Below are 25,275 nucleotides of genomic sequence, written 5' to 3'. Positions count from 1 at the left end.
TCTGCTCCCCTCTTGTCTGTTTTATGCCAGTAGCTGTAATAATATCTTGATGATTAAGGCATTATTCTCAGATTCTGCCCGTTTCCTTCTGTGTAAAACATCATGGTTGACGGGCGTTCGTGAACCCAGATCGGCGATTAATCTTGCCAAAAAATCCGCATTTTCCATAAAGATATTGGCTCTTAGCATTGGATCAACTTTCAGTAGTTCAATAAACTGCAGTTTGTTGATTGAGCGATCAGGATGCGCCTGATGATAATAATTAAGAAAGCTGTCCGGGATATCAATGGACTCACCTTTTATGCCATGGATACCATCCAGGAAAGACTCCATGAATTCACTGGCATCACCAACGAGACTGGTTGAAGGTGCTATCTGAAAATCGAACGATCCTGAAAAGTGTGATATTTCATGCAAGGCGGTAAGATGTACCTTGGTACTAAGTATTGGTGCTGTATGGAAATTATCAGCCATAATGATAACTCGTCTGAAATCATCTAATTTATAGACAAACCCCATCGCGCAATCAGGGCTGTGTAAATAAGGATGGTGTATTGTATCTGCTGAGGCAAAGTAAATATTGTTTATCTCATTGTTTAAATATTCACTTATCTTACGGGTATGGAAATCAATTCTATCCAGTGCTTCCCTTTTTATTTTATAAGCCAGATGCGAATCTTCTAATGTATCAAGATGCAGTACTTTAGATAAATAATTTGCTATGCGATGTCGTGTGACTGGAAAAGTTAATTGGTTATTAGCATTCCTCATTGTGGTGGTGCGTATTTCATGACGTAGGTTGTTGATTTGCTGTTTTGCCAGCCTGATCTCAGATTTATATTGCTCGATGTTATTTCGTAAATTAGCAAAAGCCGGAGGGATTTCTTGTAGAGGCTGATTAAATCTGCAGAGAAAAATATCGTTCCTGGCATAGTTCTCAATAATATAATTTTTAATGTTGACAGCGCTATGCGTGAAGTCATTTAGCAGGTGTGGCTGTATTGATACATCAATATTGGGGGCCAGACCAAGCTGCATATGCAAAGGGGAATAATCGGCAGACGGTAAAAACGCATTTTCAGCTGGAATATGGCTGATATCTACGATGTGCTGATCATAATTAAATATAAGTAATTCCTGATCCATTCTATTCATAACAGGGCGGGATTTTTGGGGGTAAATATTATTTTTAAATAGTGCCAGTTTATTTTTATCTACGAGTCGATAGTGTTTACCAAATAACTCCCCGGTAGCCGGGTTTACCATCACGTAAGTAGGCTCCCCATGTCTGTTGGTTAAGCGTTGCACAGGAACTTCGAGTGTTGAGTCGGGCATCAGGGCCATGGTGCAGGCTTGCCGTTGGGGGAGGCTTCCCTTTTTGCGTACCAAGGCCGCCACGTTCCCCTCTACCAGTTTAGCGCCACTTCCGATCAGCTCAAACCCGGGGTCGATAGATCGCAGTGCATTTTTTCCCAACTGAATAAATTCATTTGTTACAGGAAGTCTTATTTCTTTGACCGCTGCCCTGGCCATATTTTTTAGGCCGCCCTGAGCTGCGATTCGACTGCCGGCAGCAATTCCTTTGCCCAGGCTCTTACTGAAAGTGATCCCCATACGGGTCGCCAAACCAGCGACTGGAATAAGGGAAATAATATCGAGAAGGCAGGCAGGGACAGCATCAGCAACATTACCTTCTACAGATGCCTCAATACAGTCATAGAAAGGGATGACATGCTTAATCACTGACACTATTTTTTGTAGATCGGATTTATCATTACCCTGGGCATGCAGTTCATTATAAAAACTATCCCGGTGAAGGGTCGCTAAATAGTGAGCCACAGGATTGTTCTCACCCTCTGGTGTTTCAATATTATTATCTTGAGGTTTAATGATAACTTCATACCTTTCATTATCAATGTGTAAGGCATCAGTAACTTGATATTCTGTTACTGGTGATGTGAAACCTATCAAATCGTTATCCATATACTTTCTGATATTATGATCAACTCGAATTAACTCATAAGAAGGTGTGTTTTTTTGGCTCATATTTTTCAGAGCATAAATTCGTTCTTCGTTACCTACCATTATGGAAAAAAGATCTGTCCTGACCAGAGGGATTGATATGGAACAAGTCTTACTATCGTAGAAACAATTGGGGATAAGGGTATCTAAACTAAAATAAACCGATCGTATTTTTTTATTCTTTGAATAAATAAAGCTTTTTTCATTTGGGGGAGCATTGGATAATATTAGTGAGATAAGTGCTTTATCAAAATCAAAGAATTTATTTGCAACGCCAGAAGTTAAGTTTCTGTACTCGTCGTCAAGATTGTCTGGTGCTTGATTACAAGGTTTATTGAAATCATCCAGATAAATTTGTTGAGATAAATAGTCTTTTACAACCTGGGGGTCAGGGGCTGATTCCACTTTTTTTATGAGGATAGAATTTATTGCTTTGGCGGAATCAGTGTTTACTGCGGGTAAGGGGAGTTCTAAAGCATGGCATTCTGCTATAATAGCATCAGCTAATTTTTTTTTAGGTATCCAGCTAGTGATTTCTTTTTTGTAACTTTCAAATTTATCAATGGACTCCTGTGTTAATGTTAATAATTTATTCAATTCCTGGATGTAATCATTAACTTCATGTATATAAGTAATAAGCCTGTTGTTTTTTTCTGTGGGCGAGAAAGTATTATTACTTGCGGACCTTATTAAAACAGGCAATAAAAGAACGGAGAGGTTGTTTATCTCGAGTTCGTTACTGATGGCGAGGCCCCATGCCTTTTTCCCTGTCAGACAAATATCACTTATAGGAAAATCATTTAATCGAGTATTGTTGTTCGTTAAGAGAACAGAGCCACTGTACAGTTCGATAAACTCCTGGCTGTTTAATAGGATGCCATCAACTTTTTCTTCAGGTAACTTAAATAACGGTATTTCATGCTCTAAAGAATCATACCAAAGTCGGTTGAAATCACCCCACCCGTTGGCTGAGATAGAGGCATAGTTAACTAAGCCATCGCCAAAAAGTGTGTTTAAACTCAATAGTTTTCTCAGGCTGCTGACGGTAAAATAATGGGGATATTCTGCATTAGAAATTTTCCTGGCTACATATTCAGCGACGACCGTACCAAGGGTGTTATCAAACAACCAGCGACTGATTACTTTTTTTGCCAATTGTGGTGAGAGTGTTTCACCTTTTCTACTGCCATATAGATCTTCCGCGCTTAAGATGTTTCTTGCCAGCCTTACTGACCGTTTTACGCTTGATACTGAGTCTTGATAGAGATATTGCGCGACCCCTTCTATCAGCATTTCTTTGCACAGGAGTCCTTTATTATCAGTAATTTGCTGACTTAACATACCTTTGTTTTTCAAGAATTGAACCAGTCTTTTTTGACTCTTCATGATTTCAACAGACTGTTTTTTTTCTTCTTTATTCGGGATCTGTGCTGATTCGAGGATAAGGTTTTCACTTTGTAAAAAGGGCGGTATATAGGGCGTATTGACGAGATTCCTGTGTGGTGTCGGGTGATCATCGACCGTGGGCTGTAAAGCTTGATTCGGGGACGCGGGGGTATTTCTTGTATAATTGGCAATAGCCAGTGAACTTCCAGCGGCTCCTGCCAGAATACCCATACCCATCACAATTCGTTTCTTTCCTTTTAATAAGAAGGGTAATTGTATCGTTGGCATCAGCTTGTGGTTTAGTTCAGTAGAGATTGCTTCTGCCTGCTGTAATAAAGGATCAGTTGGATATCCGGAGTAATACTGGTTTTTCTCTGGTGGTTTAGCTGTTGAGATATCCTTAAACCAGGACAGGAAAGGGAGAATGATACGAGAATGAAAAGAGGGGGGAGATGTATCCTCATTTTGTTTTTTCATTTCTATGGAAACGAGATTGTCGCTCGTTAATCCATTATTTTTTTTATTATTCTCTAATACTGAATTAGGGGGGTATTCATGTTGATGAAAGTTTGGAGTGATTTCATGTAACATTAAATTATTATCCTTATTAGTTTAGTGATAAGAATTAGGATTGTGGAAAAGTCTTAACATCATCCGGAGATACTGTTACCAGGGTTTTTAACGTTCTCATGCAATAAAGAAGAAAAATATAAAATCTCGCGTTAGTTATCTGGCTCAGGAAAAAAATAAGATTATCTGGACCTGCTGACAGGAGAATGTGTTATTCCCCAAAAGATGAGGTAGTCATCATTATATTTCTTGTTTTAACGTGGCAGAGGGATGGATAAAAATCACGGTGGACTAAAAATACAGATCGCTAATTACCTCACGCTTGCCAGTGCGGGTATGGCACTCGACGACATCACCAGTCCATGTGGACGCCTGATCCATTTTATGAGAACTTTCAGCCCATTTTTGGGGGCAACTACAGGATGACAAGCGTGCCGCGATATCAGGCCTGTTTACAGTTTGTGTTCAAGCTCTTTACGCACTGCATGTTTGCGTCTGCTGGAGCAGACCTGTCAAAAGGGCTCGTTTTAAACTGGGTTTAATTCATCGCTTAAAGAGCCCGGTGACAACTTTAGCGACGGGTTTGTGGTGCGGTTTTGTTAGTTAGTTTACACTAGTCAGCTTTTGCAGTTCATCAGACTGTTTCTCTGGTGCTGGAGGTTATGTGAAATTTGAGTTAGATACGACAGATGGTCGCGCCCGTCGCGGACGTTTAGTCTTTGAACGTGGTACCGTTGAAACGCCAGCCTTTATGCCCGTAGGAACCTACGGCACAGTAAAAGGCATGACGCCGGAAGAAGTTGAAGCCACCGGCGCGCAAATTATTCTCGGTAACACTTTCCATTTATGGTTGCGTCCAGGGCAGGAGATAATGAAACTGCATGGCGACCTCCATGATTTTATGCAGTGGAAAGGCCCTATCCTGACAGACTCAGGTGGTTTTCAAGTGTTCAGCCTTGGGGATATTCGTAAAATCACTGAGGCAGGGGTACATTTCCGCAACCCGATCAACGGCGATCCTATTTTCCTTGATCCTGAAAAATCAATGGAGATTCAATACGACCTGGGCTCCGATATCGTGATGATTTTCGACGAATGCACACCGTACCCAGCAGACTGGGATTACGCCAAACGTTCAATGGAAATGTCATTACGCTGGGCACGCCGTAGCCGTGATCGTTTTGATGCATTAGGAAATAAAAATGCACTCTTTGGCATTATCCAGGGGAGTGTTTACGAAGATTTACGAGATATATCAGTAAAAGGTCTGGTAGATATTGGCTTTGATGGCTACGCTGTCGGCGGTTTGGCAGTAGGTGAACCCAAGGCTGATATGCACCGCATTCTGGAACATGTCTGCCCACAGATCCCTGAAGACAAACCACGATACCTGATGGGGGTTGGGAAACCGGAAGACTTGGTGGAAGGTGTACGCCGTGGTGTTGATATGTTTGACTGCGTGATGCCAACGCGAAATGCACGTAATGGTCATCTGTTTGTGACTGACGGCGTGGTCAAAATTCGTAATGCCAAATATAAGGACGATACCGGGCCACTGGATGCAGAGTGTGATTGCTACACATGCCGTAACTATTCACGGGCTTACCTGCATCATCTTGACCGTTGTAACGAAATACTGGGAGCGCGTCTTAATACGATTCATAATCTGCGTTATTATCAGCGCTTAATGGCTGGTTTACGTCAGGCTATTGAAGAGGGTAAATTAGAGTGCTTCGTGGCTGCTTTTTATGAGCGGACAGGTAAAACCGTTCCACCTTTGAATATAGATTAATTTAATAATGAGGGAATTTTAATGAGCTTTTTTATTTCTGATGCGGTTGCTGCAACAGGTGCTTCATCGCAAGGTAGCCCATACTCTTTGATTCTGATGCTGGTTGTGTTCGGTCTGATTTTCTATTTCATGATCCTGCGTCCTCAACAAAAACGTACCAAAGAGCATAAAAAGCTGATGGACTCCATTGCTAAAGGTGATGAAGTTCTGACCAATGGTGGTCTGGTTGGTCGTGTGACTAAAGTTTCTGAAACTGGTTACATTGCTATCGCGCTGAATGACACCAATGAAGTGGTCATCAAACGTGATTTCGTAGCTGCCGTCCTGCCGAAAGGCACCATGAAGGCGCTGTAATTTTTCGTTTTCCCGAAGGGAACTAAACGTGTTAAACCGTTATCCTTTGTGGAAGTACATCATGCTGGTCGTGGTTCTTGTTATCGGCACAGTGTATGCGCTTCCCAACCTGTATGGTGAGGATCCGGCTGTTCAATTGACTGGCGTGCGCGGTGTCGCCGCCAGTGAACAGACCTTGATCCAAGTTCATGACATCTTAAAGAAAGACGATATTTCCGCCAAATCCATTGCGCTTGAAGAAGGTTCAATCCTCGCGCGCTTTGATTCAACCGAAACTCAGTTGCGTGCACGTGAAGCATTGATGAGCGAGTTGGGCGACAAGTACGTCGTCGCACTGAACCTTGCACCTGCAACCCCTCACTGGCTGTCTGCTATTTATGCTGACCCGATGAAACTGGGGCTTGATTTACGTGGTGGTGTGCACTTCCTGATGGAAGTGGATATGGATACGGCACTTGGCAAGCTTCAGGAACAAACTATTGATGGTTTGCGCAGTGATTTGCGTGAGAAAAGCATTGCTTATACCAATGTGCGTAAAGCCAATAACTATGGTGTAGAAATTGTTTTTCCTGATGCTAAAGCGCGTGACCAAGCTATTTCATATTTAAGCCCACGTCACCGGGATCTCGTATTCTCTCGTATTGACAATAACGCATTACGTGCAGTAATGAGTGATGCTCGTCTGAGCGAAGCCCGGGAATATGCGGTACAGCAGAACATTAATATCCTTCGTAATCGTGTAAACCAACTGGGCGTCGCCGAGCCGCTGGTACAGCGTCAAGGTGCCGATCGCATTGTGGTCGAACTGCCTGGTATTCAGGATACAGCACGTGCGAAAGAGATTCTTGGTGCAACCGCGACGCTTGAATTCCGTTTGGTCAACACTAATGTCGATTCCAGTGCTGCTGCTTCGGGACGTGTGCCGGGTGATTCAGAAGTTAAACAAACGCGTGACGGGCAACCTGTTGTCTTGTTCAAACGCGTTATTTTGACGGGTGACCATATTACTGATTCAACCTCCAGCATGGATGAATATAACCAATCGCAGGTTAATATCTCTCTGGATGGTGCCGGCGGTAATATCATGTCTAATTTCACTAAGGACAATATCGGTAAGCCGATGGCGACCTTGTTTGTGGAGTATAAAGACAGCGGTAAGAAAGATGCGAATGGCCGTGCGATTCTCGCGAAGCAAGAAGAAGTTATCAATGTGGCGAATATTCAGTCTCGCTTAGGTAGCAGCTTCCGTATTACCGGGATTAACAACTCAGGTGAGGCGCGTCAGCTTTCTTTACTGTTACGAGCAGGTGCACTGATTGCCCCTATCCAGATCGTTGAAGAACGGACTATCGGTCCAACCCTGGGCCTTGAGAATATTAAGCAAGGTTTAGAAGCTTGTCTGGCTGGTTTGATCGTCTCTATCATCTTTATGCTGTTCTTCTATAAAAAGTTTGGCTTGATAGCGACGGCTGCACTTGTGGCAAACTTGATATTGATCGTCGGAATAATGTCCCTGTTACCGGGGGCTACGTTGACAATGCCGGGGATTGCGGGGGTAGTTCTGACTCTTGCCGTAGCGGTGGATGCCAACGTTCTGATAAACGAACGTATCAAAGAAGAACTGAGTAACGGGCGTTCTGTTCAACAGGCCATTGATGAAGGTTACAGAGGGGCATTTAGCTCAATCTTTGATGCCAACATCACGACGCTGATTAAAGTTGTCATCCTGTATGCGGTGGGTACCGGGGCCATTAAAGGCTTTGCGATCACCACTGGTATCGGTGTTGCGACCTCGATGTTCACGGCAATTATCGGTACCCGCGCTATTGTAAACCTGCTGTATGGCGGCAAGCGCATTAACAAGCTGTCTATCTAAGGAGTGCGTTGTGGCACAGGAATATACTGTTGAACAATTGAACCACGGGCGTAGAGTCTATGACTTTATGCGCTGGGACTACTGGGCTTTCGGCATCTCCGGTCTCTTGCTTATCATCTCTATTGCTATTATTGGGGTGAAAGGCTTTAACTGGGGGCTCGATTTTACCGGCGGTACGGTCATTGAAATTTCACTGGAAAAACCGGCTGAACTGGATGTGATCCGTGGCGCACTGGAAAAAGCAGGCTTTCAGGACCCGTTAGTACAAAACTTTGGTAGCAGTCGCGACATCATGGTGCGTATGCCTCCGGTCAGTGGTGACGTGGGCGGACAGGCTCTGGGTAGTTCAGTCGTTAGTGTCATTGATTCGTCGACTAACCAGCACAGTGCTGTGAAGCGTATTGAATTTGTTGGCCCGAGTGTAGGTGCTGATTTGGCTCAAAGCGGTGCCATGGCTCTGTTGGTCGCGCTGCTTTCGATTCTGGTCTATGTCGGGTTTCGCTTTGAGTGGCGCCTGGCGGCTGGTGTGGTTATCTCACTGGCTCACGATGTCATCATTACCATGGGTGTATTGTCGTTGTTCCAGATCGAAATCGACCTGACTATCGTGGCCTCCTTGATGTCAGTCATCGGTTACTCTCTGAATGACAGTATCGTGGTATCGGATCGTATTCGTGAGAATTTCCGCAGAATACGCCGTGGTACACCTTATGAGATCTTTAACGTTTCATTGACCCAAACACTGAAAAGAACATTGATAACCTCTGGTACTACTCTGGTTGTTATTCTGATGCTTTATCTGTTTGGTGGTTCAATGCTGAAAGGTTTCTCATTGACCATGCTGATTGGTGTCACCGTTGGTACGGCGTCTTCTATCTACGTAGCTTCAGCCCTGGCGCTGAAACTGGGTATGAGGCGTGAGCATATGCTGCAGCAAAAGGTTGAGAAAGAAGGGGCCGATCAGCCTTCTATTCTGCCTTAACTTGAGCAAGGCCTGATGAAAACCGCAGCCACATCTCGTGACTGCGGTTTTTTTTCGTTTAATGGCAGGCTACTGACAGTAGGTTGTCAGTAGCCTGCCATTAACGTGTTGCTTGCTTATTTAATAAGGGGGAATCTCAATGGGGATATTTGATCACCAGTCAGGGCAATTTATTCGGATCGATGGTGCTGATATTTATTATGAAACATCAGGAGATCCCAGTAATTATCCGGTTATTCTATTACATGGCGGTATGGATAATTTGACGTCATTTAACCCATTAGCTGAATACCTGCAACATCATTATCTGATCGCTATTGATACCCGCGGTCATGGCAGGTCCACATTGGGGGAGGTGTCCTTAAGCTATCAGCAACTCCAGTCTGATGTGATAACTGTCATTAAATCGCTGGCTATAACAGGCTGTGCCATTATTGGTCATAGTGATGGGGGGATTGTGGCATTACGCATAGCCGCACAGCAATTCATTCCTCTTGAACGTGTTATTCTGGTGGGTGCCGCGTGGCAACTGACAGACAATGACCCAGTTAAAACCATGTATGAAAACATGAGTACCGAGCGCTGGTTACAAGCCTTCCCGACAGCAGAAAAGATTTACCAACAGCTGAATACACAGCCTGATTTTAATGTGCTAATGAATGCTGTTCGCGGTATGTGGCTGGATAGAAGCTCAACAGGTTACCCGGATTCAAGCATCTCGAATATTAACTGCCCAGTGCTCATTTGCCGAGGGGATAATGATCCCCTGGTATCACTTACGCATTCTCAAGAAATGGCAGAACAGATTAAAATGGCAAAACTATTTAACCTTCCCTGTGCCTCACATAGTGCACATGAAGAGAGGCCTGAATGGTTATGTGGTGTTTTTAACCATTTTTTAGCAGCAGATGTCTGAGGGGAAAAACACGACTTATTAACGGGATGCTGGCTGATCCGGTGATATTATCTCCCCGGCAGCACCCAAAAATATCTGCCTGTAGAGGCAAGTTGGGGGGGGAATGAGCAGACGAGCAGAACGTCTCTTTCAAATCGTTCAGATAATCAATGGCAGGAGACTAACCACTGCCGCGTACCTGGCTGGGCGGCTGGAGGTTTCAGAACGTACTATCTACCGTGATATTAATGCACTCTCTCTGTCTGGTGTGCCTGTCATTGGCGAAGCGGGGCAGGGGTATCAGCTGCTGCCAGGCTACCTTTTATCACCGCTGATGTTTAGTTCGGATGAGGTGGAATCCCTTATTGCTGCCCTACGGATGGTTAAAACCTGGAGTGGCAATGCATTAGCGCGATCGGCTGACTCTGCCGGTGAAAAGCTGCTGGCGGCGTTGAGTCCTGATAAGCGTCAGGTCGCAGAGCAGAGCGCTATTATGGTACCAGACCTTAGCGCTTCCCCTCAGGTTAAGCGGCATTTTGATCTGCTTCATCCGGCTATCAGAATGCGGCAAACAGTACAAATGGCCTATCAGGATAAGCGGGGTGTTCACTCAGCACGCAGGGTGAACCCGTTGGGTCTCACGTTCTGGGGAAAAATATGGTTGCTGGTTGCCTGGTGTGAAACGCGGGATGATTATCGGTGCTTTGATTTAGAAAGGTGCAGTGAAATGGTTCTCACACAGGTGCATTTTAGTTCGCATCCACAACATTCACTGGCGCACTTCATTCAGCTACAGCGTCAGCAAACAACGCCGTTCTCAGCGTCGTAAAAAGTCGGCCAGAGGCCGACTTTTCAGATTGAGGCATTAATTAGAAGTTATAACCCACAACTAAATAATAACCAAAACCGTTAGACTGGATTTTGTCATCCATCCACACTGGGCGTGAGCCATTTTTCCACTGGCCGCCGTTATGGAAATAACGGGCAACGAAGGAGTAGTGCAGGTGGTTGTAGTTCAGTGCCAGGATATGACTGGACGCGATAGAGTTGCTGGTACGGTCAGGCTGATCGCCAAGATCGGAACCCCAGTCAAAGTTGGTGAAGCCAATATAGGCTAAATCGCCGCCCAAGACTTGGGTAATAGGGACGAAGTATTTTACCTTAAAGCGGTAACCATCCCACTCATTCTGGTTCGCTGCACCGTAGTTCTGCCATTGATATTTCGCATATACGTTCAGTGCCAGACTCATTGGCAGGCCAGTATCAACATCAGTACCCAGACCCATATACCATGTGCTTTGACGGCTGGACTCGTTATGCCCCATATCGTAGATATAGTCGTTGGCAATAAAGAATTCTTTGAATGGACCAACACTTAAATTGGAGTTAGTCAGCTTGTCTATGGAGAAACGTGGCTCAATTTCCATAAACAGTGGGGAACCTTTGTTCCAGATACCTTTAGCATCACTGTTACCCCCGAAGAATACCGGTGCATCAATGTAGCCGTAGAAATCCAGCCAGTCTTTACGTGCAAAGGCTTCATATTCCAGGTAAGTATCGTTACGTAGCTGAGGTCCGAAACGCGTGTGGTAACTTCCCACAACGTTAATACTCTGCTGCCACCAGTCAGAAAGGTATTCAGAACGATTAGTCTCTTCTGCACTGGCAGAGAATGAACCAGAAAGTGCAATAGCAGCACCAGCTGCCAGAATTATTTTTTTCATATTTTCGCCACTGTTTTATTTCATTTTTACGAGAGACTGTGAAACAACTTTCTATGAATGTGAATCCAGCAGGTTTCTCACGACATGGTTATTATAGATGCCATTACTCACAAAAATATGCCCTGTTTCACATTTCTATCATGTACGTAATCGATTGCGCTCACGTTTGCGGACATTTTACCGAATTTATTTCAATTTTCTATGTCGCATTTCAAATATCAGTTTGGTTGTAATGAAATGTTAGTTTTTCTGGCTGGCTCATTCATCGTTCTCAGCATCAGGCAACGAAGATAACGCTGCCGAAAAATGCTAATGAGTGGGCAGAGCAACGGCCTGATTAAGCGGGGTTATCTGGTGAATACGTACCCAGCGTAATGTATCGACAGTCGTATCAGGTAAAATCAACGTGATGGTTGCTTCATCCGCTGTGGCTGAACGTACCGGAACGCTAAAAAATTGCTGCCCGGTTGCTTTTTTAGGCTCAGTATTGGCGTTATCCTCGTGGCTGTTCCACTCAATAATAGCTGAAAATGCAGGAAGTGGTTGTAATCTGTTCTGCTGGATAAGGAGCGTCACTCGTGTGCCTCCGGCTGCGGGAGCAACGGTAACCAGCGACATTTTTAGCATCCCAATGTTACTTTCCACTAATGCCGGGGTATTTGCCGAGGGCAGTAAATAGACGCCTTGGGTTGAGTGAGCATTTAGCGCATTTTGCTGACTGACACTCACTGCCTGTTCACTTAAACGTTGCATATCCTGATTCAGACTTTTTATTTCATGTTGAATCTGATGCAGGTTTGACGGTGAGGCACAGGCGGTCATGTTTAAAATACTAACCACTAAAATAGTTTTTCGGCCACTCAGGGACATGGGGTCTTTCCTTCTAATGGTGTACTGGTTTGCCTGCCTGAAACTGAAGATAGCATTTTATTTCGTTGATGATATGAGAAGCTGTCTTTGTACTCCCGCAACTTCGCGGTAAACTGTCCGTCATTTATCATTATCTGTGCAGGAAACGCTATGCATTGCCCATTCTGTTTCGCCGTGGATACTAAAGTTATTGACTCGCGCCTGGTTGGCGAAGGTTCCTCAGTACGCCGCCGCCGGCAATGCCTGGTCTGCCATGAACGCTTTACTACCTTTGAAGTGGCAGAGCTGGTGATGCCCCGGATAGTTAAGAGTAATGATGTACGTGAACCTTTTAATGAGGATAAGCTCCGTAGTGGAATACTTAAGGCGCTCGAGAAGCGCCCAGTAAATTCTGATGACGTTGAGATGGCCATTAGCCATATAAAATCTCAATTGCGGGCAACGGGAGAACGGGAAGTACCGAGTAAGATGGTCGGTAACCTGGTCATGGAACAGCTGAAAAAACTGGATAAAGTCGCTTATATCCGTTTTGCTTCAGTCTACCGTAGCTTTGAAGATATCAAAGAATTTGGCGAAGAGATCGCCCGCTTACAGGATTGATAGATATGTCAGGTGATGAACTGTTTATGGCGCGGGCGCTTGAGCTGGCAAGACGCGGGCGCTTTACCACGATGCCAAATCCCAATGTTGGCTGTGTTATCGTGAAAGACGGCAAAATTGTCGGTGAAGGTTATCATCAGCGAGCTGGGGAACCCCATGCTGAAGTGTATGCTTTACGGATGGCGGGAGACCTGGCGCGGGGGGCGACGGCCTATGTCACCCTGGAGCCTTGCAGTCATCATGGTCGAACCCCTCCCTGTTGTGATGCCTTGATTGCCGCAGGTGTGAGTCGTGTGGTTGCCGCCATGCAAGATCCAAACCCCCAAGTGGCAGGACGAGGGCTTTATCGTTTACAACAAGCAGGTATTGAAGTCAGTCACGGCCTGATGATGGGGGAAGCCGAAGCCCTTAATCGCGGTTTTCTCAAGCGTATGCGTACCGGATTTCCCTATGTACAACTCAAACTGGGCGCTTCACTTGATGGGCGTACGGCGATGGCCAGTGGTGAGAGTCAGTGGATAACCTCCCCACAAGCGCGTCGTGACGTGCAGCGTTTACGTGCACAAAGCTCCGCTATTCTTTCCAGCAGTGCCACAGTCCTGGCGGACGATCCCGCATTTACTGTCCGCTGGAATGAGCTGGATGACCTGAGCCCGGTTGATATGACCGTCTCCCCGTCACGCCAGCCGGTACGTGTTATTGTCGACAGCCAAAACCGTGTAACGCCCCAGCACAATATCATTCAGCAACCCGGACAAACCTGGCTTGCTCGTTATGCTCCTGATTCTCAGTCCTGGCCGCAGGACGTCGAACAGCTGGTCATTGCGCCCCATCAGGGGCATATTGACCTGGTTGTGCTGATGATGCAGTTAGGGAGACGTCAGATGAATAACGTCTGGGTCGAGGCTGGCCCCGCGTTAAGCGGTGCATTATTACAGGCGGGCCTGGTGGATGAGCTGATTATCTATCTGGCACCTAAGTTATTGGGCACTGATGCGCGTGGTCTTTGTACTCTGCCGGGGCTTGAAAAACTTATTGATGCCCCTGAGTTTGTTTTCAGTCAGATTCGCCAGACAGGCCCTGATTTATGCCTACACTTAATCCCTGAACACGCGCACTCGTAAAACGTAAGCAGTCGCGGAAAGATTATGATAAAATCCGCCCCCTTTTGGGGCTAAACAGAACCCGTAAAGGAAGATTATGAACATTATTGAAGCAGCTGTTGCTACTCCTGACGCCCGTATTGCTATTACGATTGCGCGTTTCAACAATTTTATTAACGACAGCCTGCTGGATGGTGCCGTAGACGCTCTGAAACGTATCGGCCAGGTTACAGACAATAATATTACCGTTGTGTGGGTGCCTGGTGCGTATGAGCTGCCACTGGCTGCTGACGCACTGGCGAAAACCGGTAAATATGATGCGATTATCGCACTGGGTACCGTGATTCGTGGCGGTACTGCCCACTTTGAATATGTTGCCGGTGGGGCGAGCAATGGCCTGGCTCATGTTTCTTATGACCACGGTGTGCCAGTTGCCTTTGGTGTACTGACCACTGAAAGCATTGAACAAGCTATCGAACGTGCGGGTACCAAAGCAGGTAATAAAGGTGCCGAGGCGGCATTGACCGCACTGGAAATGATTAATGTATTGAAGGCTATTAAAGCCTGATTTTTTTGTAAGGGGAAATCCGTGAAACCTGCTGCTCGTCGCCGCGCCCGTGAGTGCGCCGTCCAGGCGCTCTACTCCTGGCAGTTGTCTAAAAATGACATCGCTGATGTTGAATACCAGTTCCTGGCGGAACAGGACGTCAAGGACGTTGACGTTAACTATTTCCGTGAGTTACTGAGCGGGGTGGCTACTAACAGTGCGTATCTGGATGGGCTGATGAAGCCTTATCTGTCTCGCCAGCTCGACGAACTGGGGCAAGTAGAAAAAGCGATACTGCGTATTTCACTGTTTGAATTGTCCAAACGTGATGATGTGCCGTATAAAGTGGCCATTAACGAAGGTATTGAATTAGCGAAAACCTTCGGTGCTGAAGATAGCCATAAATTTGTCAATGGTGTACTTGATAAAGCAGCCCCTGTTATTCGTCCCCGCAAAAAGTGACCTTCAGGCCAGCATGTCTGGCCTGTTTTGACTGATATTTTCTTGAGGTAAACCCCATGGCATGTGGTGAGTTTTCCCTTATTGCCCGTTACTTCGACCGCACCAGAAATTCCCGTCATGATGTGGATACCGGTATTGGTGACGACTGTGCCTTGATGGTGGTCCCTGATAAACAGTTACTGGCTATCAGCACTGATACTTTGGTCTCTGGTGTCCATTTTCTGGCGGATATCTCTCCATCCGATCTAGGTTATAAAGCCCTTGCTGTTAACTTGAGCGACCTTGCTGCTATGGGGGCTGATCCTGCATGGCTGACACTGGCGTTAACTCTGCCTGACGTTGATGAGAACTGGCTGGCGGCATTCAGTGATAGCTTGTTTGAACAACTGGATTACTACGGTATACAGCTGATCGGCGGGGATACGACCCGGGGCCCACTTTCCCTGACCCTGGGTATTCATGGCTTGATCCCGGCGGGACGAGCACTTAAACGAAGTGGCGCTAAAGTAGGGGACTGGATCTATGTGACCGGTACGCCGGGTGACAGTGCTGCTGGACTGGCCATTTTGCAACATCGGCTGCAGGTCAGTGACACTCAACAGGCTGATTATCTGATTGCCCGGCATCTTCGACCAACCCCGCGTATCTTGCATGGGCAAGCATTGCGTGGACTGGCTAGCAGTGCGATAGACTTATCAGATGGCTTGATTTCTGATTTAGGCCATATCCTGAAAGCTAGTGATTGTGGTGCCCGTATCAGCCTTGATGCTTTCCCGTTTTCTGACGAGCTTCTGGCGAATGTTTCCCTGGAACAGGCGTTAGCCTTTGGGCTGGCAGGCGGCGAAGACTATGAGCTGTGTTTTACCGTGCCGGAAATCAACCGTGGCACGCTGGAGGCCGCTATCGGCAGCCTTGGTGTTTCCTATAGTTGTATTGGGCAGATAGCGCCGGTGTCTGAAGGATTGCAGTTCCTGCGTAACGGCGACCCCGTAACTCTGGATTTAAAAGGATATGACCACTTTGCAAAAGAGTAAAGATATCGCTAAAAGCCGTTTAAACCTGCGTAATCCGTGGCATTTGTTAGCAACGGGGTTTGGCAGTGGTTTGAGTCCCATCATGCCCGGTACTGCCGGTTCCCTGGCAGCGATCCCTTGCTGGTATTTACTGGATTTGCTCTCTCTACCGCTCTATTTGTTGGTGGTGATTATTGCCTGTGTTATCGGTTTTTATCTCTGTCATGTGACTGCGCGTGATATGGGCGTGCATGACCATGGCAGCATCGTCTGGGACGAATTTGTCGGGATGTGGATAACGCTGATTGCGATACCATCGAATGACTGGCGCTGGGTTGCGCTGGGTTTTGTCGTTTTTCGTATTCTTGATATTTGGAAACCATGGCCTATTCGCTGGTTTGATAAAAATATCAAAGGTGGAGCCGGCATTATGGTTGACGATATTGTTGCAGGAATTGCGGCTGCCGCTATTCTTTTCTTGTTGGGCTACTATGGTGCGCCTGCCTGGTTCTGAATTATCATCATGAACGGTGTCTGGTATGATGAAGGCGCATTCATCCTGCCAGGCTCTGTTTTTTGTCAGGGATAAGCTTCCTTGCTATTCCTTAAACCACGGGTGGATTAATTCAGCCAGTGGCGAATTTGCTGTTCAATGCCTGCCGCATCGAGACCAATATCAGCGCGTGCTTCTTCCTGGGTTCCCTGGGGAATAAAAATATCAGGCAAGCCAATATTGAGTACTGGCACCACCTTACGTTTAGCCATTAAGACTTCATTAACCCCACTACCGGCCCCGCCCATGATGGCATTTTCTTCCAGTGTCACCAGTGATTCATGCTGTTCTGCCATTCGCAGGATCAACGCCTGGTCCAGAGGTTTAACAAAACGCATATCCACCAGTGTTGCATTGAGATTTTCCGCAACGATAGCGGCATCCTGAAGCAGAGTTCCAAAGTTAAGGATTGCCAATTTTTCACCCTGACGTTTGATAACCCCTTTCCCTAACGGGAGTGCTTCCATTGGGGTCAGTGCCGCACCAGTACCGGTACCCCGAGGATAACGAACGGCACTGGGCCCAGCCTGATGATGGTAACCCGTGTAGAGCATTTGACGGCACTCATTTTCATCGCTCGGTGTCATTATTACCATATCCGGGACACAGCGCAGGAAGGAGAGATCAAAGGCTCCCTGATGGGTTTGTCCATCGGCACCGACAATTCCGGCCCTGTCAATGGCAAACAGTACAGGCAGTTTTTGAATGGCTACATCATGAATTAACTGATCGTAAGCCCGTTGCAGGAAGGTTGAATAGATGGCGACTACGGGTTTATAGCCTCCAATTGCCAGGCCCGCTGCAAAGGTCACGGCATGCTGCTCGGCGATAGCCACGTCAAAATATTGGCTGGGATACTGACGAGAGAACTCCACCATCCCGGAGCCTTCACGCATCGCTGGGGTGATGGCCATCAGTTTGTTATCCTGAGCGGCAGTTTCACATAACCAATTACCGAAAATTTTTGAATAACTGGGCAGGCTTCCGGCACTTTTAGGCAGGGTATTGCTTTGGGGATCAAACTTAGGTACTGCATGGTAACTGATTGGATCTTTTTCTGCCGGGGCATATCCCCGACCTTTTTTGGTCATTACATGCAGGAATTGTGGGCCTTTCAGGCTACGCATGTTTTTTAGCGTACTCACCAGCCCCAGCACATCATGGCCATCCACGGGCCCGATGTAATTAAAACCAAGCTCTTCAAACAATGTGCCCGGCACGACCATGCCTTTCAGATGCTCCTCTGTTCGTTTTAACAGCTCTTTGATAGGGGGAACACCTGAGAAGACTTTTTTGCCACCTTCCCGCAGGGTTGAATAAAGTTTACCGGAAAGTAATTGTGCCAGGTGATTATTTAATGCCCCGACATTTTCGGAGATAGACATCTCATTGTCATTGAGTATCACCAGCATGTCCGGGCGAATATCCCCGGCATGGTTCATGGCTTCAAAGGCCATACCGGCAGTAATTGCACCGTCCCCAATAATACAGACCGTTCGCCGATCTTTACCCTCTTTTTCAGCAGCAACCGCCACACCGAGCCCGGCACTGATTGAGGTTGAGGAATGGCCGACACTCAGCACGTCGTACTCGCTTTCCGCACGCCATGGGAAAGGGTGCAAACCGTCTTTCTGACGAATGGTGCCTATTTTGTCACGGCGCCCCGTCAGGATCTTATGCGGATAAGCCTGATGTCCCACATCCCAGATAACTTGATCGAAGGGAGTATTATAGATGTAGTGCAACGCCACAGTGAGTTCCACGGTTCCCAAACCGGAAGCAAAATGTCCGCTGGAGCGGCTGACACTATCCAGCAGGTAGCGGCGTAGCTCATCGCAAAGCTTCGGCAGGCTATCTTTTGGCAGTGAGCGTAACTCTGGGGCAGAGTCAGCCAGTGCCAGTGTCGGGTATTTGGCGATATCAAAACTCATCAGCAATCTTAACTCATAGTTGTTATACGTTATTTATCACGATGGATAATGTAGTTTGCCAACGCCTCCAGGACGCTGGTATCCAGCGACTGTCTGGAAAGGGTGGCCAGAGCCTGTCGTGCTTCCTGTAAAAGTTCTTCTGCTTTTGCCTGAGCCTGCTCAAGGCCAAGCAACGCTGGATAGGTACTTTTGCCAAGCTGTTGATCTGCGCCCTGGCGCTTACCCAGAGTGGCGGTATCACCAATGACATCGAGAATGTCATCCTGAACCTGGAATGCCAGACCAATATTTTGTGCGAAATTATCCAGTAACGGTAGTGCCTGTCGACCGGCCTCACCAGCACTGAATGCGCCGAGACGAACCGCCGCACAAATGAGGGCCCCGGTTTTATGCCGATGAATACGCTCCAGCATCGCCAGGCTAACGTGTTGACCTTCGGCGGCGAGATCCAGTGCCTGGCCACCACACATACCACTAACGCCACTGGCGGAAGCGAGTTCCGTTACCATTGCCAGACGGTCAGTAGCCTGAACACCGGGCATCGGTGCCCCACTAAGTATAGAAAACGCCAGAGTTTGTAGGGCATCGCCAGCAAGAATAGCATTCTCTTCACCGAATTTTATATGGCATGTCGGCTGCCCTCGGCGTAAATCATCGTTATCCATCGCCGGTAGATCATCGTGAATCAATGAATAGGCATGAATACATTCTATTGCAGCAGCCGGTGCGTCCAGTACATCGGTATTAACACCGAACATTTTCCCGGTAGCATAGACCAGAAAAGGACGTAGCCGTTTGCCCCCTAACAGGGCCCCATAATGCATGGCTTCAACCATTGGACTGTCTTGAAAGGGAAGCGGCGCCAGAAAATGAGCAAGGGCCTGGTTCACTCTTTCAGTATAAGCCTTAAGTTGACGATTAAAATCCATATTATTCAGCATCCGGAGTAAAAGGAGTCAGTGGTGAGTCCGGGTCATCACTCAGCAGGACACGTACTCGCTGCTCTGCTTGTTGCAGTTTGAGCTGCCCCTGACGAGCCAATTGTACACCACGTTCAAATTCATTTAGAGCGTCTTCCAGTGGAAGTGAGCCTCCTTCTAAACGGCTCACTATCTGTTCCAGTTCTACCAGTGCTGTTTCAAAACTGGTTTGGGGTTCATTTTTTTTAGCCATAGGATGTCTGACTCTGTTTTAATTCGACGCCGACATGGTAACGGAGTCAAAATGATTATCAAGCAAGCTCGAACATTGGGTTAAAATACGCAGTCGAGCCGGGATGGTGGTATACTCTCGCCACTCGGATGCAGAGGAAAGATACCTCTGCTTTACTTTTTTTTAAGCCCCTATGTTTAACCGCAGAAACGGCTCACTAACGAACTCTTACCGCCATGAAGTTTATCATTAAATTGTTCCCGGAAATCACCATCAAGAGCCAATCTGTGCGATTGCGCTTCATTAAGATACTCACCGCGAACATTCGTAACGTCTTAAAGCATTACGATGAGAAGCTGGCGGTACTCCGCCACTGGGATCATATTGAAGTCCGTGCCAGAGACGAAAGCCAGCGCCTGGCCATTCGTGAAGGTTTAACACGCATCCCGGGTATTCATCATATTCTGGAAGTTGAAGATGTGCCATTTACCGACATGCACAATATCTTCGAGCAAGCGCTTGAACTTTACCGCGACCAGTTAATCGACAAGAGCTTTTGTGTACGGGTTAAACGCCGTGGTAAGCATGAGTTCAGCTCTATTGATGTTGAGCGGTATGTTGGTGGTGGTCTGAATCAACATATTGAATCCGCTCGGGTTAAGCTGACTCGTCCGGATGTGACCGTACATCTTGAGATTGAGAATGACCGACTGCTGCTGGTTAAAAGTCGTAGTGAAGGCCTTGGTGGGTTCCCTGTAGGAACCCAGGAAGATGTCATGTCACTGATTTCTGGTGGTTTTGATTCTGGTGTTTCCAGCTACATGCTGATGCGCCGTGGCTGTCGTGTTCACTACTGCTTCTTTAATCTCGGTGGTGCAGCTCATGAAATTGGCGTGAAACAAGTTGCGCATTATCTGTGGAATCGTTTTGGTAGTTCCCATAAAGTCCGTTTTGTCGCCATCAACTTTGAACCGGTTGTGGGGGAAATCCTCGAAAAAATCGAAGATGGTCAGATGGGCGTTGTTCTAAAACGAATGTTTGTGCGTGCTGCTTCGCAAATTGCTGAACGTTACGGGGTTCAGGCGCTGGTTACCGGTGAAGCTCTGGGGCAGGTATCCAGCCAGACTCTGACTAACTTGCGCCTGATAGATAACGTGTCCGACACCCTTATTCTGCGCCCGCTGATTTCACATGATAAAGAGCATATTATTGATTTAGCCCGTGAAATCGGTACTGCTGATTTTGCCCGTACGATGCCAGAATACTGTGGTGTCATTTCAAAAAGCCCGACAGTTAAAGCGGTTAAAGCGAAGATTGAAGCGGAAGAGCAAAACTTCGACTTCTCTATTCTTGAGCGTGTGATTGCCGAAGCCACGAATATTGATATTCGTGAAATTGCAACCCAGACCCAGGAAGAAGTGGTTGAAGTAGAAACCGTTAATGAGTTCGGGGCGAATGAGGTTCTGCTGGATATTCGTTCTAATGACGAAGTGGAAGCAAAGCCTATGGCTCTGGATGGCATTGAGGTAACTGCATTACCTTTCTATAAACTCAGTACCGCTTTTGGCTCCCTTGACCAGAGTAAAACTTATTTGCTGTGGTGTGAGCGTGGTGTGATGAGCCGTCTGCAGGCTTTGTACCTGCGCGAACTGGGTTATAGCAACGTGAAGGTCTACCGTCAGTAATGGTGACGCTTTCCCTTCTCTCTCCACGGGAGAAGGGAAATCATTAGCTAGTTATAATCCCGGAAACTGTAGATCCCCGCAGCCAGTACGAGTTGCCCGGCGACGTCATGAGCCTTTTCACGGCTAATTAACAGGTCAATGATTTTCAAGGCAAAATCTATTGCCGTTCCCGGTCCCTGACTGGTGAGAAGATTAACCCGTGGATCCCAGACGACCCTTTTATCCTGCCATTGTTCCTCAGGAATGGTCCCTTTCAGCCCTGGAAAACCCGTCATGTTCCCGATGGGGAACAGACCATGGGGAACCAGCACGGTTCCAGGTGCAGCACAAATAGCCGCCACAATACGCCCGGAAAGATGGAACTGCCGTACCGTTTCAACCAGCAGGGGACTGTCACGCAGATATTCAGCCCCCTTCAGACCACCAGGTAATACAATAATATCGAATTCCCCGTCTGCGACCTCAACCAGAGGGAAATCGGCAACCAGTTTGACCCCACGTGAACAGACAATCGTCAGCCCGCCATCACTGGCGACACTGGCGGTAGTCACCTCGATGCCACCGCGGACCAGTAGATCGATAGTGGTGACGGCTTCAGTCTCCTCAGCTCCAGGAGCCAGGCAAACCAGTGCTCGAACGCTCATATTCCTCTTCCTTACGTTTAATCTGTTCATAGAGATGTGCGTTTAACGGAGCAGGCATGCCGTTTGCCCGGGCGCGACGCAGTAGATAACCAGTAATATAATCAATCTCCGTGTGCCTCTCTTCACGAACATCCTGCAGCATCGATGAGATATTCTCGGCAGTACTGGTAATCACTTGTTTGACATGTGAAAACAGGTTTTCCGTCGAGATGCTATACCCCTCACGCTCCATGATATGGGCGATTTCGTCACAAATATTGTAGATCTCATCATCATGATTATTCAGCTCTCCATTACGGCAGTTGTAGAGAGCCGTGAGTGGGTTAATAACACAATTGATGGCCAGCTTATTCCAGCTGGCAGAGTCGATATTATTGTGCCATGCCACATCAGGCAGGGCCTGGTGTAACGTTTCTGCAAGGTAGCTATACCCAGCAGCCTGTTGGTTACCAGGGCCAATATGGGTGGTTCCATTAGCAACATGGACAATGACATTGCCATCGCGCTTTGCCGCCTGGGTAGTAAAACCCAGCAGTATCGGATTGGGCAGGCCGCTAAGTTCCTCCAGTGTGCCAATGCCATTATGGAGCAATAAAATAGGACAGCTTTCGGGCAGCTTTGGTGCCAGTGTGCGTACGGCGTCAGATACCTGCCAGGCTTTAAGCGTCACCAGCAGTAGTTCACTCTCAGCGAGAAATTGCGGATCATTGGCAATAAATGACTGGTTAAATATATCGCCTGTCTTATCCAGCAGATTAACATGGCAGTAGGGTTGTGGAACACGTAGCCAACCCTGTAGCTCATGCCCTTGCTTATAAAGTGCAGTCAGCCAAAGTTGGCCTATAGCACCGCAACCCAGTACGGTGATTTGCATTTTTTTCTCCCCTACGAAATCCTGAACATATTCTATTATAGCGTTATACGCATTCTGATTCTTTACAGGTTGTTTTGCTCAGCCCAGCGGGTATTATGCAACGCAAATCATCAAGGGAGAAAAATATGCCATCATTCGATATTGTTTCTGAAATCGACATGTCAGAAGTTCGTAACGCAGTCGAAAATGCTGAACGGGAGTTAGCGACCCGTTTTGATTTTCGTAATGTACCAGCAGAATTTGCTTTAAACGAAAAAGATCAAGTGATTAAAGTATCCAGCGAGTCTGATTTTCAGGTCAACCAATTACTGGATATCTTACGTGCGAAGTTGTTAAAGCGCGGCATTGAGGGGAGCTCCATTGAGGTGCCCGAAGAATTTGAGCACAGTGGTAAAACCTGGAGTGTGAATGCCAAACTGAAGCAGGGGATTGAGGCGTCTATAGCAAAAAAAATTGTTAAGCTCATCAAAGACAATAAGCTAAAAGTACAAACCCAAATCCAGGGGGAAGAGATCCGGGTCACCGGTAAGTCACGTGATGACTTACAGGCGGCGATGGCGCTTGTTCGTGGGGGCAATTTGGGCCAGCCGTTTCAGTTTAAAAACTTCCGCGACTGATCACCCGCTTAATATGCCAAATGAACTGAAAGGCGTTTACTGTCTGCAGGCCATGTGACATATGTACAGCAGAGGCCAGTACTCTGCTGTACTCTTCTTGTCGCTGGGCTGTCCCCATTTTGTTACGGCTAACGCCGGGAAATTTTCTCTTCCAGCATTTTGCGGGTAGTCACCTTGCTGTCAATTTTGATGTAAACGCTACGTTCCTCAGCAATAATATTGACGTCGCTAACACCGGGTTCCGCCCGTAACAACGCCGATAACTGGTTGGTATCTTTAATATCCTCTGCCAGCTCAATGCGCAGGCTGGTGACATAAGGTGGCTCCTGCATGGTATAGCTCACCAGTAGCCAGAGCATGGCCAGTAATGCACCCAGCAGAAATACGGTTTGTGAATCAAACAGACCATTAACCCAGCCGCCGACAGAGCCGCCAATGGCGACCCCGATAAACTGACTGGTTGAATAGATCCCCATTGCCGTTCCCTTATAGCCCGCAGGTGACTCCTTACTGATAAGAGACGGCAGAATCGCTTCCATTAAGTTAAAAGCCAGGAAGAACAGCTGAACGCCAATAACCAGCTCCCAAAAATGTGGGCCGGCGCCCCATAAGATAATTTCTGCCACTAATAGCAACGCAACGCAGCCGATGAATACGCGTCTCATATGCCTTTTCACCTCGGCATAGATAATGAGTGGCAGTACGGCGACGAAAGAAATCAGCATGGTACACAGGTAAATTTTCCAGTGTTCAGCCGCAGGGAAGCCTGCCTGTTCCAGAATCCCGGGAAGAGCGATAAACGTGGACATCAGCATGATATGTAAACACATAATGCTAAAGTTAAGCTTCAGCAGCTTGGGTTCAGCCATTACCTTGCGGAAACATCCTTTCACCATGCCAGACTCACGGTTCAGCACGTGAGTGTTGCTGTCAGGTACTACCCATAGAGTCATACCAATGCCTGCGGTAGCCAGTATTGCAATCATCCAGAAGAGTGCCTGCAGCCCCAGAGCCTGGGTAATAATGGGCCCCAGTACCATGGCGATAGCAAAGGTGACACCAAAACTGATACCGATAAAGGCCATGGCTTTCGTTCGGTTTTGTTCGCGGGTTAGGTCAGAAAGCAGTGCCATGACGGCTGCAGCGATTGCTCCGGAACCTTGCAGAGCACGACCCAGTATGATCCCCCAGATTGAATCCGTGGTGGCGGCGATCACACTCCCGAGGACAAAAATAGCCAGGCCGCCAACAATGAGTGGTTTACGGCCTACACGGTCAGAAAGCAGGCCAAAGGGGATTTGAAACAGGGCCTGAGTTAAACCATAAATACCAATAGCCAGGCCGATCAGTGTCTCAGTGGCGCCTTGTAAAGCCATGCCCCAAGTGGTCAGAACAGGTAGCACCATAAACATGCCGAGCATTCGCAGCGAAAATACGGTGCCTAAACCCCAGGTTGCCCGTAACTCGATGGGGGTCATTTTGTAGTCGTTCATTACCACCTCAGATAAAAAGTCGGCATCAGTGTAGTGTGTGAATAGGGGAGGGTAAAGGCTCAATGTTTTTAACGTTATTACACCGTACATCATGCTGTTTATCTAACAAAAAAATGTAGCGGCGTATTGC

General features: G+C 47.1%; 23 protein-coding genes. 14 read left to right on the top strand and 9 right to left on the bottom strand.

All coding sequences use genetic code 11. The features are described from left to right. Positions 1-21: 21 nt before the first annotated feature. The gene (locus JK154_RS10240; RefSeq protein WP_211992446.1) at positions 22-3,999 is read right to left on the bottom strand and encodes a hypothetical protein; all 3,978 of its coding nucleotides are present in this window, start codon (positions 3,997-3,999) and stop codon (positions 22-24) included. Between the two features lie 643 nt (positions 4,000-4,642). Between JK154_RS10240 and tgt the strand changes: the two genes are divergently transcribed. The 6 genes from tgt to JK154_RS10210 all read left to right on the top strand — a co-directional run bounded on the left by tgt (position 4,643) and on the right by JK154_RS10210 (position 10,706). After that, positions 4,643-5,770 (top strand): tRNA guanosine(34) transglycosylase Tgt, encoded by a 1,128-nt coding sequence (gene tgt, locus JK154_RS10235; RefSeq protein ID WP_211992445.1) that lies wholly within the window; start codon positions 4,643-4,645, stop codon positions 5,768-5,770. Positions 5,771-5,791: 21 nt separating this feature from the next. Next, on the top strand, positions 5,792-6,124 hold the full coding sequence (gene yajC / locus JK154_RS10230) for a preprotein translocase subunit YajC (RefSeq protein ID WP_211992444.1): 333 nt from the start codon (positions 5,792-5,794) through the stop codon (positions 6,122-6,124). Between the two features lie 28 nt (positions 6,125-6,152). Then, on the top strand, positions 6,153-8,000 hold the full coding sequence (gene secD, locus JK154_RS10225) for a protein translocase subunit SecD (protein ID WP_211992443.1): 1,848 nt from the start codon (positions 6,153-6,155) through the stop codon (positions 7,998-8,000). Between the two features lie 10 nt (positions 8,001-8,010). Continuing rightward, positions 8,011-8,982: a protein translocase subunit SecF gene (gene secF / locus JK154_RS10220; protein WP_211992442.1), complete on the top strand. Its 972-nt coding sequence runs from the start codon at positions 8,011-8,013 to the stop codon at positions 8,980-8,982. Positions 8,983-9,121: 139 nt separating this feature from the next. Beyond that, positions 9,122-9,898 carry an alpha/beta hydrolase gene (locus tag JK154_RS10215; protein WP_211992441.1) on the top strand — a complete coding sequence of 259 codons (777 nt, stop codon included), beginning with the start codon at positions 9,122-9,124 and terminating at the stop codon, positions 9,896-9,898. 103 nt (positions 9,899-10,001) lie between these two features. Then, positions 10,002-10,706 (top strand): YafY family protein, encoded by a 705-nt coding sequence (locus tag JK154_RS10210; protein ID WP_211992440.1) that lies wholly within the window; start codon positions 10,002-10,004, stop codon positions 10,704-10,706. Between the two features lie 40 nt (positions 10,707-10,746). Here the strand turns inward: JK154_RS10210 and JK154_RS10205 are convergent, their stop codons facing one another. Both JK154_RS10205 and JK154_RS10200 read right to left on the bottom strand, forming a co-directional pair. Beyond that, a complete protein-coding gene (locus JK154_RS10205; RefSeq protein WP_211992439.1) occupies positions 10,747-11,601 on the bottom strand; it encodes a nucleoside-specific channel-forming protein Tsx in 855 nt (284 codons plus the stop codon). 309 nt (positions 11,602-11,910) lie between these two features. Further along, a complete protein-coding gene (locus JK154_RS10200) occupies positions 11,911-12,471 on the bottom strand; it encodes a DUF3251 domain-containing protein (RefSeq protein ID WP_211992438.1) in 561 nt (186 codons plus the stop codon). Between the two features lie 150 nt (positions 12,472-12,621). Between JK154_RS10200 and nrdR the strand changes: the two genes are divergently transcribed. The 6 genes from nrdR to pgpA all read left to right on the top strand — a co-directional run bounded on the left by nrdR (position 12,622) and on the right by pgpA (position 16,710). Then, positions 12,622-13,071 carry a transcriptional regulator NrdR gene (gene nrdR, locus JK154_RS10195; RefSeq protein WP_211992437.1) on the top strand — a complete coding sequence of 150 codons (450 nt, stop codon included), beginning with the start codon at positions 12,622-12,624 and terminating at the stop codon, positions 13,069-13,071. Between the two features lie 5 nt (positions 13,072-13,076). Continuing rightward, positions 13,077-14,195: a bifunctional diaminohydroxyphosphoribosylaminopyrimidine deaminase/5-amino-6-(5-phosphoribosylamino)uracil reductase RibD gene (ribD, locus tag JK154_RS10190; RefSeq protein ID WP_211992436.1), complete on the top strand. Its 1,119-nt coding sequence runs from the start codon at positions 13,077-13,079 to the stop codon at positions 14,193-14,195. A 76-nt stretch (positions 14,196-14,271) separates the two neighbouring features. Beyond that, positions 14,272-14,742 carry a 6,7-dimethyl-8-ribityllumazine synthase gene (gene ribE / locus JK154_RS10185; protein WP_211992435.1) on the top strand — a complete coding sequence of 157 codons (471 nt, stop codon included), beginning with the start codon at positions 14,272-14,274 and terminating at the stop codon, positions 14,740-14,742. Between the two features lie 21 nt (positions 14,743-14,763). Further along, positions 14,764-15,183: a transcription antitermination factor NusB gene (gene nusB, locus JK154_RS10180; protein WP_211992434.1), complete on the top strand. Its 420-nt coding sequence runs from the start codon at positions 14,764-14,766 to the stop codon at positions 15,181-15,183. A 56-nt stretch (positions 15,184-15,239) separates the two neighbouring features. Then, complete coding sequence (gene thiL, locus JK154_RS10175; RefSeq protein WP_211992433.1) at positions 15,240-16,217, top strand: thiamine-phosphate kinase; 978 nt, start codon at positions 15,240-15,242, stop codon at positions 16,215-16,217. Continuing rightward, positions 16,195-16,710, top strand: a complete 516-nt coding sequence (pgpA, locus tag JK154_RS10170; protein ID WP_211992432.1) for a phosphatidylglycerophosphatase A — start codon at positions 16,195-16,197, stop codon at positions 16,708-16,710. Before thiL ends, pgpA begins: the two co-directional genes overlap by 23 nt. Before the next feature lie 107 nt (positions 16,711-16,817). Here the strand turns inward: pgpA and dxs are convergent, their stop codons facing one another. Genes dxs through xseB form a run of 3 tightly spaced genes read right to left on the bottom strand, consistent with a single transcriptional unit; the run spans position 16,818 to position 19,853 of the window. Next, on the bottom strand, positions 16,818-18,680 hold the full coding sequence (dxs, locus tag JK154_RS10165; protein ID WP_211992431.1) for a 1-deoxy-D-xylulose-5-phosphate synthase: 1,863 nt from the start codon (positions 18,678-18,680) through the stop codon (positions 16,818-16,820). A 29-nt stretch (positions 18,681-18,709) separates the two neighbouring features. Further along, on the bottom strand, positions 18,710-19,609 hold the full coding sequence (gene ispA / locus JK154_RS10160; RefSeq protein WP_211992430.1) for a (2E,6E)-farnesyl diphosphate synthase: 900 nt from the start codon (positions 19,607-19,609) through the stop codon (positions 18,710-18,712). A gap of 1 nt (position 19,610) precedes the next feature. Continuing rightward, positions 19,611-19,853: an exodeoxyribonuclease VII small subunit gene (gene xseB, locus JK154_RS10155; protein ID WP_211992429.1), complete on the bottom strand. Its 243-nt coding sequence runs from the start codon at positions 19,851-19,853 to the stop codon at positions 19,611-19,613. A gap of 215 nt (positions 19,854-20,068) precedes the next feature. On the opposite strand from xseB, the gene thiI reads away from it, so the two are divergent. Further along, positions 20,069-21,517 (top strand): tRNA uracil 4-sulfurtransferase ThiI, encoded by a 1,449-nt coding sequence (gene thiI, locus JK154_RS10150; protein ID WP_211992428.1) that lies wholly within the window; start codon positions 20,069-20,071, stop codon positions 21,515-21,517. Between the two features lie 47 nt (positions 21,518-21,564). Here the strand turns inward: thiI and yajL are convergent, their stop codons facing one another. Continuing rightward, on the bottom strand, positions 21,565-22,161 hold the full coding sequence (gene yajL, locus JK154_RS10145) for a protein deglycase YajL (RefSeq protein WP_211992427.1): 597 nt from the start codon (positions 22,159-22,161) through the stop codon (positions 21,565-21,567). Beyond that, positions 22,121-23,035, bottom strand: a complete 915-nt coding sequence (gene panE, locus JK154_RS10140) for a 2-dehydropantoate 2-reductase (RefSeq protein ID WP_211992426.1) — start codon at positions 23,033-23,035, stop codon at positions 22,121-22,123. Before panE ends, yajL begins: the two co-directional genes overlap by 41 nt. 125 nt (positions 23,036-23,160) lie before the next feature. Here panE and JK154_RS10135 point away from each other — a divergent pair, with 125 nt between their 5' ends. Beyond that, positions 23,161-23,652 carry a YajQ family cyclic di-GMP-binding protein gene (locus JK154_RS10135; protein ID WP_211992425.1) on the top strand — a complete coding sequence of 164 codons (492 nt, stop codon included), beginning with the start codon at positions 23,161-23,163 and terminating at the stop codon, positions 23,650-23,652. A 128-nt stretch (positions 23,653-23,780) separates the two neighbouring features. Here the strand turns inward: JK154_RS10135 and JK154_RS10130 are convergent, their stop codons facing one another. Next, positions 23,781-25,145, bottom strand: coding sequence for an MFS transporter (locus JK154_RS10130; RefSeq protein ID WP_211992424.1), 1,365 nt, complete (start codon positions 25,143-25,145; stop codon positions 23,781-23,783). Positions 25,146-25,275: the final 130 nt, after the last annotated feature.

It is taken from the genome of Citrobacter sp. JGM124 (genome assembly GCF_018257795.1).
In the GTDB taxonomy this organism is placed as follows: Bacteria; Pseudomonadota; Gammaproteobacteria; order Enterobacterales; family Enterobacteriaceae; genus JGM124.
Note: the sequence above shows the minus strand (reverse complement) of the source record. Positions and strands in the feature narration are given on the sequence as shown.